The sequence below is a fragment of the Longimicrobiaceae bacterium genome (assembly GCA_035936415.1).
Lineage (GTDB): Bacteria > Gemmatimonadota > Gemmatimonadetes > Longimicrobiales > Longimicrobiaceae > JAFAYN01.
Window position 1 is genome coordinate 1 of the sequence record DASYWD010000610.1, and the last position, 7,073, is coordinate 7,073.

Here is a 7,073-nt window from a genome sequence, read left to right on the forward strand (position 1 = left end):
CCCTTCCGGGGAGCCGCGCCCGCCTGTGTGCCGGCAGCCGTCAGTCCATCTGCCGGCGGATGAACGTCGGGATCTCGAGGTCGTTGGGGAGCGGCCGCTCCGCCGGGCGCGAAGGCCATCGGATCGGGGTGGTCTGCGCCGGACCCGCGGCCGGCGCCTGCGGCTCGGGGGCGGGCTCCGGGCGCGGCGGGTACGTGGTGGTCGTCGTCCCCAGCGGGCGCACCTCAGGACGGGGCTCGGGGCGCGCCGCCGCCGTCACCGTACGGAAGTTGGGGCGGATCACGTTGTCCGAGCGGTCGGCGAACGGGGCGGCGTCCTTCTCGAACCCGGTCGCGATCACCGTCACGCGGACCTCCTCCTTCATGCTGCTGTCGTGCACCGCGCCGAAGATGATCTCCGCCTCGTCGCCGGCGGCGTCCTGGATGATGGAGGAGATCGTGGTCACCTCGTCGATGGCAAGGTCCATCCCGCCGGTGATGTTGATCAGCACCCCGGCCGCGCCATGGATGGAGATGTTGTCCAGGAGCGGCGACGAGATCGCCTCCTGAGCCGCCTCCACCGAGCGGTTCTCGCCGCGCCCGAAGCCGGTCCCCATCAGCGCGGTCCCGCGGTTGGACATGACCGTCCGCACGTCGGCGAAGTCCACGTTCACCTCGCCGGTGACGCGGATCAGGTCCGAAATGCCCTGCGTGGCGTGCAGGAGCACCTCGTCCGCCTTCTTGAGCGCGTCCTTGAACGAAGTCCCCTTCCCGACCACCGCGAGGAGCCGCTCGTTGGGGACGACGATCATGGTGTCCACCGCGCGCTTCAGCTCGGCGAGCCCCTGCTCCGCCTGGCGCATCCGCTTCTTCCCCTCGAAGAGGAAGGGGCGGGTCACGATGGCGATGGTCAGCGCTCCCATCTCACGGGCCATCTCCCCGATCAGCGGCGCGCCGCCCGTCCCGGTCCCGCCGCCCATCCCGGCGGTGATGAAGACGAGGTCCGAGCCCTCCAGCGCCTTGCGCATCTCGTCGGCGCTCTCCTCCATCGCCGCCCGCCCGATCTCCGGGCGCGCGCCGGCCCCCAGCCCGCGGGTGAGCTTCTTCCCGATCTGGATCTTGACGCCCGAACGCGAGTTCTTGAGCGCCTGCGCGTCGGTGTTCACCGAGATGAACTCGACCCCCTCCAGGTCTTCGTCCACCATCCGGTTCACCGCGTTCCCGCCTCCACCCCCCACACCCACCACCTTCATGCGGGCGTTCTGGATGGCGGACTCCTCGTACTCGAAAATCATCTGCTCTTCCTCCGTCCCGGGGGAGGTACACGACTGCGAGAAAAGTTGAGTGCCGACCGACGGACTCCCTAGAAGAAGTCGTTCAGCCAGTCACGCATCCACTTGATCATTCCGCCCATCGAGGCGCCGCCCATGGCGGCTCCGCCTCCGGCGTGCTCCGGGACCATGCGCCGGGCGCCGAACAGGACGAGCCCGGTGGCGGTCGCGAACTTGGGGCGGCGGACGCTGTCGGACAAGCCTCCCAGCTCCTCGCCGGGAACTCCGCAGCGGACAGGAGCCGCGAAGGTGCGCTCCGCCAGCTCCAGCACCCCGTGCAGCGACGCGCCGCCGCCGGTGAGCACGATCCCGGCACCCAGCCGGTCCGCCAGGCCGCTGCGCTGCACCTGGTCCTCGGCCAGCGCCAGGATCTCGTCCATGCGCTGCTCGATGACGTGGCCCAGGAGCTCCCGCGCGATGTGGCGCGTCTGCCCGGCCGCGGCGCCCGGGACCTCGAAGGTCTCGTTGGGGTCTACCAGGTCCGCCCGCGCGACGCCCCAGCGCTCCTTGGCGCGCGAGGCCTCCGCGTAGGGGAGCGAGAGCCCCTTGGCGATGTCGTTGGTCACGGTGGCGCCCCCCCAGGGGAGCGTAGCCAGGTGGCGGATCTTGCGCTCGTGGAAGATCACCACGTCCGTGGTCCCGCCGCCCAGCTCCACCACCGCCACGCCGATCTCCCGCTCGTCCTCGGACAGCACCGCCAGCGAGGACGCGATGGGCTCCAGGACCAGCTCGGCCACCTGGTACCCGGCCCGGGAGACCGCCTTGCGGATGTTCTGCGCGGCGGAGGCGGCGCCGGTCACGAGGAAGACCTCGGCCTCCAGCCGCGTCCCCGCCATCCCGGCGGGGTCGCGGATCCCCCCCTGCCCGTCCACCAGGTACTCCTGCGGGATGGCGTGGAGCAGCTCGCGGTCCGCGGGAATGGGGACGGCGCGCGCCACCTCGTGCACCCGGTCCACGTCGCTCGCCGTGATCTCCTGCCGGCCCACCGCCACCACCCCGTGCGAGGCGCGGGCGTGGATGTGCTCCCCGGCGATCCCGGTGTAGAGTCGGTCCACGGTGACGCCGGCCATCAGCTCGGCCTCCTTCACCGCCTTGCGGACCGACTCCGTAGTTGCCTCGATGTCGGTGACCACCTCGCGGCGGATCCCCCCCGTCTTCGCCTGGCCCACGCCGAGCACCTTGACGGGGGATCGATGGGGAGCGTCTCCCGCGACCTCCGCGATGACCACGGCGGTCTTGCTCGATCCGATGTCGAGGCCGGCAACCAGAGTAGGACGCATACGGAAGGTTACACGCGTGGCGGAAAGCGGACGACGACCTGCTCACGGAAGCGGAGGTCGATGCGGACGGGGCCGGCGCCGTCGGCGCCCGACGGGGCGCGCCGCTCGACGTCGTCGAGCGCGGCCCGGAGCTGCCGCAGGCGCCCCGACTCGGCCCCGGCCGGGAGGAGGACCCGTGCGTCGGGCGCGGAGAGGGTGAGGAGCAGCGTCCCCTTCCCCTCCCAGGAGACCTCCGAGACCCGGGCGAAGAGCCCGGGGTCGAGCTGACCCAGGCGGCCGACCTCGGCGGCGAGGGCGCGGACCCGCGCGCCGGCGGAGTCACCCTTCGCGGCGCCCTCCGCGCGGATCAGCGGGAGGTCGAGCGGGACACGGGCGGGGTCCACGGGGAGCACCTCCCCGCGCGAGGTGACCGGGTGCAGCGCGCCCGCCTCCACCAGCCCCACCGGGCGCTTCTCGGCCACCTCGATCCGCAACGTGGCGGGAAGGCGCCGGACCACGCGCGCGTCCTCGATCCCGGGGTGGCGCCGCAGCGCCGCGACCCAGGGCCCGGGCTCGCGCCAGACGCTCTCCCCCAGCCGGATCCCGGAGGCGGCGAGCACGTCGTGCGGGGCGACCATGCGGGCCCCGGCGACCTCCACCCGCTGGACGCCGAACCACGGGGTCCGCTCCAGGACGCGCGGCCCCCAAAGAGGCGCCGAAAGGACGACCGGGAGGGTGGCGCCCAGCACGAGACGGCGAGCTTTGCGCACCGGGATCACGCGGGCGAACCAGCCCCGCGGAGGAGGTCCAGCATCTCGCGCGCGGCGGCGTCCAGGTTCCCCGCGCCCAGCGTCAGGCAGACGTCCCCGGGCTCCAACGCCTCCACCACCTCGGCGGCCACCGCGTCGCGCTCGGGAAGGTAGCGAACTTCGGCTCCCGCCGCACGGGCCGCGTCGGCGACGATCTCGCCGGTGACCCCCGGGAGCGGCTTTTCGCGCGCGGCGTACACGTCGGCGACGAAGACCCGGTCCGCCAGAGCCAGCGCCCGCCCGAACTCCGCGGCGAAGTCGCGCGTGCGGGAGTACAGGTGCGGCTGGAACACGGCGACGATCCGCCGCCCCGGGTAGGCGCTCCGCGCGGCGCGCAGCGTGGCCTCCACCTCGGTGGGGTGGTGCGCGTAGTCGTCCACCAGGAGCACTCCCCCCGCCTCCCCGACGCGCTCGAAGCGGCGGTCCACCCCGGCGAAGGAGGCGAGCCCCTCCTCGACGGCGCTCCACCCGGCGCCCAGGTGCCGCGCCACCGCCACCGCGGCGAGGGCGTTGCGGACGTTGTGCTCCCCCGGGATGCGGAGGCGGGCCTCGCCCAGCAGCTCGCCGCGCTCCCGGACCGCGAAGCGGGTCTCCCCCCCAGCGGACCGGATCCCTTCCGCGCGCAGCATGGCCCCGGCACGCGTCCCGTAGGAGAGCACCTCGCGCCCGGTGCCGCCGACGCGCGCCAGCAGCCTCCCGGCGCCGTGGTCGTCCGCGCACCCGGCGATCAGCCCGCCCGCGGGGACGGCATCCACGAAGGAGAGGAAGGCGTCCTCGATGGCGGAGAGGGAGCCGTAGATGTCCAGGTGGTCGGCTTCGAGGGTGGTCACGACTGCGACGTGGGGGCGGAGCGTCAGGAACGAGCGGTCGTATTCGTCGGCCTCGACCACGTAGAGCGCGCTGCTCCCGTGGCGCAGGTTTCCTCCCCACCCCGGGACCCTGCCGCCGACGATCCCCGTCGGCTCCAGCCCCGCCGCCTCCAGCACGACGGTGGCCAGGGTGGTGGTGGTGGTCTTGCCGTGGGTGCCGGCGATCCCCACCACGGTGCCGCGGTTCACCACCGCGCCCAGCGCCTCGGCGCGCTTCAATACGGGAATCCCGCGGGCACGCGCGGCTTCGACCTCGGGGTGGTCCTGCGGGACGGCGGCGGTCAACACCAGCGCGGCGCACCCCTCCAGGTGGGAAGGATCGTGCCCCTCGCAGACCCCGACGCCCGCCTCGCGGAGCGCCGCCGCGGCCGGGCCCGGGTGCACGTCACACCCGGTGACCCGCGCTCCGGCGCGGAGGAAGAGCTCGGCCAGGGGAGCCATTCCGGCGCCACCGATCCCCATGAAGTGGATCGGGCCGCGGCCGGAGATCTCCACCGGTTCGAAGGCGCTCAATATAGTGGACGGGTCCGGGGTGGAAAAGGGATTCGGCTCACGTTCGCCCCCCGCCCGCGAGACGGGCCAGCTGCTCGGCGATGCGCGCCGCGGCGTCGGGGCGTCCGCGCTCCCGTGCGTGGCGTGAAATGTCCGCCCGGCGCACCTCGTCCCCGGCCAGCGAGGCCAGCTCGCCCCAGAGGCGGCCCGTCTGCAGCTCGGCTTCCTCCACCATCACGGCGGCGCCCGCGTCGCGGAGCGCCACCGCGTTGTGGTACTGGTGGTTGGCGGCGGCGGTGGGGAGCGGCACCAGCACGCTGGGCACCCCCCAGGCGCACAGCTCCGCCAGCGCCATGGCCCCGGCGCGGGACACCGCCAGGTCCGCGGAGGCCAGGGCGCGCGGCATGTCGTGGATGTACGGGACGGCGTGCACCCACTCCGTCCCGATCTCCGCCAGGCGCGCGGCGATCTCCTCGTGGTGCGCGGGACCGGTGGCCCAGAGGATCTCGAAGCCCTCCGGGCGCGGCGGGAGGAGCCCCTCCGCCACCGCGCGGAGGTCGCCCAGGAGCGCCTCGTTCACCGCCCGCGCCCCCTGGCTCCCCCCCACCACCAGCGCCACCGTGCCGCCGCCCAGGGCGAAGTGCGCGCGGGACTCCGCGCGATCGAGCGTGGGGTCCGGTGGGCGGATGGGATTCCCGAAGTCGAAGACCTCCGTGCGGGCGCCGGGCTTCAGGTAGCGGCGCGCCTCCGGGAACGCGAGGTGGATCTGCCCCACGCGCCGCGCCACCAGCCGGGTGGTGAGCCCGGGAAAGGAGTTCTGCTCCTGCACCGCAGCGGGGACGCCGCGCACGATCCCCGCGAGCACCGCCGGACCGCTGGCGTACCCCCCCGTCCCCACCACCAGGTTCGGGCGGAAGTCCCCGTACACGCGGCCGAGCCCCGCGAAGGAGCGGGCCAGCGCGGGGACCAGCCGCCAGTTCTCCCAGGGGCGCGAGCGCCGGATGGGCTCGAAGGGGAGGAGCAGGTGCGGCACGCCGCGCTCGGGGAGCACCCGCGCCTCGATCCCGCGCTGCGCCCCCACGAAGAACACCTCCGTGCGGGGGTCGCGCTCCCGGAGCGCCTCCGCCAGCGCGAGCGCCGGGTAGAGGTGCCCTCCGGTCCCTCCGCCCGCGAAGAGGACCCGCGGCGCCGCGCCCGCTCCGGGGGCGCTCACCGGGGCGCCTCCCGCCCGGCCCGGGCCACGCTCAGCAGGACCCCCACCGCGGCGAAGGCGGTGAGCAGGGCGCTGCGGCCGTACGACATGAACGGCAGCGCCACGCCGGTGGTGGGGAGCAGGGCGAGCGCCACCCCCATGTTCAGGAAGGCGGAGACGGCGATCAGGTTGGTCATCCCCACCGCCAGGAGGTAGCCGAAGCGGTCCGGCGCCCGCGCCGCGATCCGGTACCCCACCACCGCGAAGCCCGCGAACAGGAGGACCACGAAGGCGATCCCCAGCAGCCCCCACTCCTCGGCGATCATGGCGAAGATGAAGTCGTTGTGCGGCTCCGGGAGGAAGCCGAACTTCTGCCGGCTCTCCCCGAAGCCCACCCCGCCGATCCCGCCGGAGCCCACCGCGATCAGCGACTGCCGGATCTGGTAGCTGACCCCCGCGGGGTCCGCCGTGGGGTCCAGGAAGGCGACGATGCGCTTCATCCGGTAGCTCTCCCCCTGGATCTGGCTCCACAGCACCGGGACCGCCACGATCCCCAGGAGGATGAAGTGCCCGATCCGCGCCCCCCCGGCGAAGAGGACCAGCGCCGAAAGAAGGGCGATCAGCAGCGCCGCCGAAAGGTTGGGCTCCAGGAAGACCAGCAGCACCGTCACGAACCAGACGACCAGGAAGGGGAGGAGCCCCTTGCTGAGCGAGTGCAGCCGGTCCTGCTTCTTCACCGCCATCGCCGCCGTCCAGACGATCAGCGCCAGCTTGGCGAACTCGGAGGGCTGGAACTGGACCCCCAGGTTGATCCAGCGCCGGGCGCCGTTCACCCGCGGGGCGATGGCTTCGGTCCCGGGGAGGATCAGCAGGAGGAGGAGGAAGAGCACCGCCCCAAGGATGGGCCACGCGACCAGGCGGTAGTGCCGGTAGTCGACCCGGGCGAGCACCGCCGCCACCATGATCCCCATCCCCGCCCCAGCCACCTGCCTCACGGCGTAGAAGTGCCCCGGGAGCCCGTCCGACTGGGCCAGGAAGGCGCTCGCGCTGTACAGCTCGATCACGCCGAAGGAGAGGGCGAGGAGGGTGAGCAGCACCAGCGCTCCCGGCTCCCAGGCGTCGGCGCGCTCGCGCGCGGCCGGC

Annotated in this window: 6 protein-coding genes; all 6 read right to left on the reverse strand. The window is 73.7% G+C overall.

The window, feature by feature from the left end; genetic code table 11:
- Positions 1-40 precede the first annotated feature (40 nt).
- Positions 41-1,273 carry a cell division protein FtsZ gene (gene ftsZ / locus VGR37_24495; protein HEV2150580.1) on the reverse strand — a complete coding sequence of 411 codons (1,233 nt, stop codon included), beginning with the start codon at positions 1,271-1,273 and terminating at the stop codon, positions 41-43.
- A 68-nt stretch (positions 1,274-1,341) separates the two neighbouring features.
- Positions 1,342-2,589 carry a cell division protein FtsA gene (gene ftsA / locus VGR37_24500; protein ID HEV2150581.1) on the reverse strand — a complete coding sequence of 416 codons (1,248 nt, stop codon included), beginning with the start codon at positions 2,587-2,589 and terminating at the stop codon, positions 1,342-1,344.
- 8 nt (positions 2,590-2,597) lie between these two features.
- Positions 2,598-3,338, reverse strand: coding sequence for an FtsQ-type POTRA domain-containing protein (locus VGR37_24505; protein ID HEV2150582.1), 741 nt, complete (start codon positions 3,336-3,338; stop codon positions 2,598-2,600).
- A gap of 5 nt (positions 3,339-3,343) precedes the next feature.
- A complete protein-coding gene (murC, locus tag VGR37_24510) occupies positions 3,344-4,759 on the reverse strand; it encodes a UDP-N-acetylmuramate--L-alanine ligase (protein ID HEV2150583.1) in 1,416 nt (471 codons plus the stop codon).
- Between the two features lie 37 nt (positions 4,760-4,796).
- Positions 4,797-5,951 carry an undecaprenyldiphospho-muramoylpentapeptide beta-N-acetylglucosaminyltransferase gene (murG, locus tag VGR37_24515; protein HEV2150584.1) on the reverse strand — a complete coding sequence of 385 codons (1,155 nt, stop codon included), beginning with the start codon at positions 5,949-5,951 and terminating at the stop codon, positions 4,797-4,799.
- The coding region (gene ftsW / locus VGR37_24520) for a putative lipid II flippase FtsW (protein HEV2150585.1) at positions 5,948-7,073 on the reverse strand (1,126 nt) is incomplete at its 5' end. The genes murG and ftsW, both read right to left, overlap by 4 nt.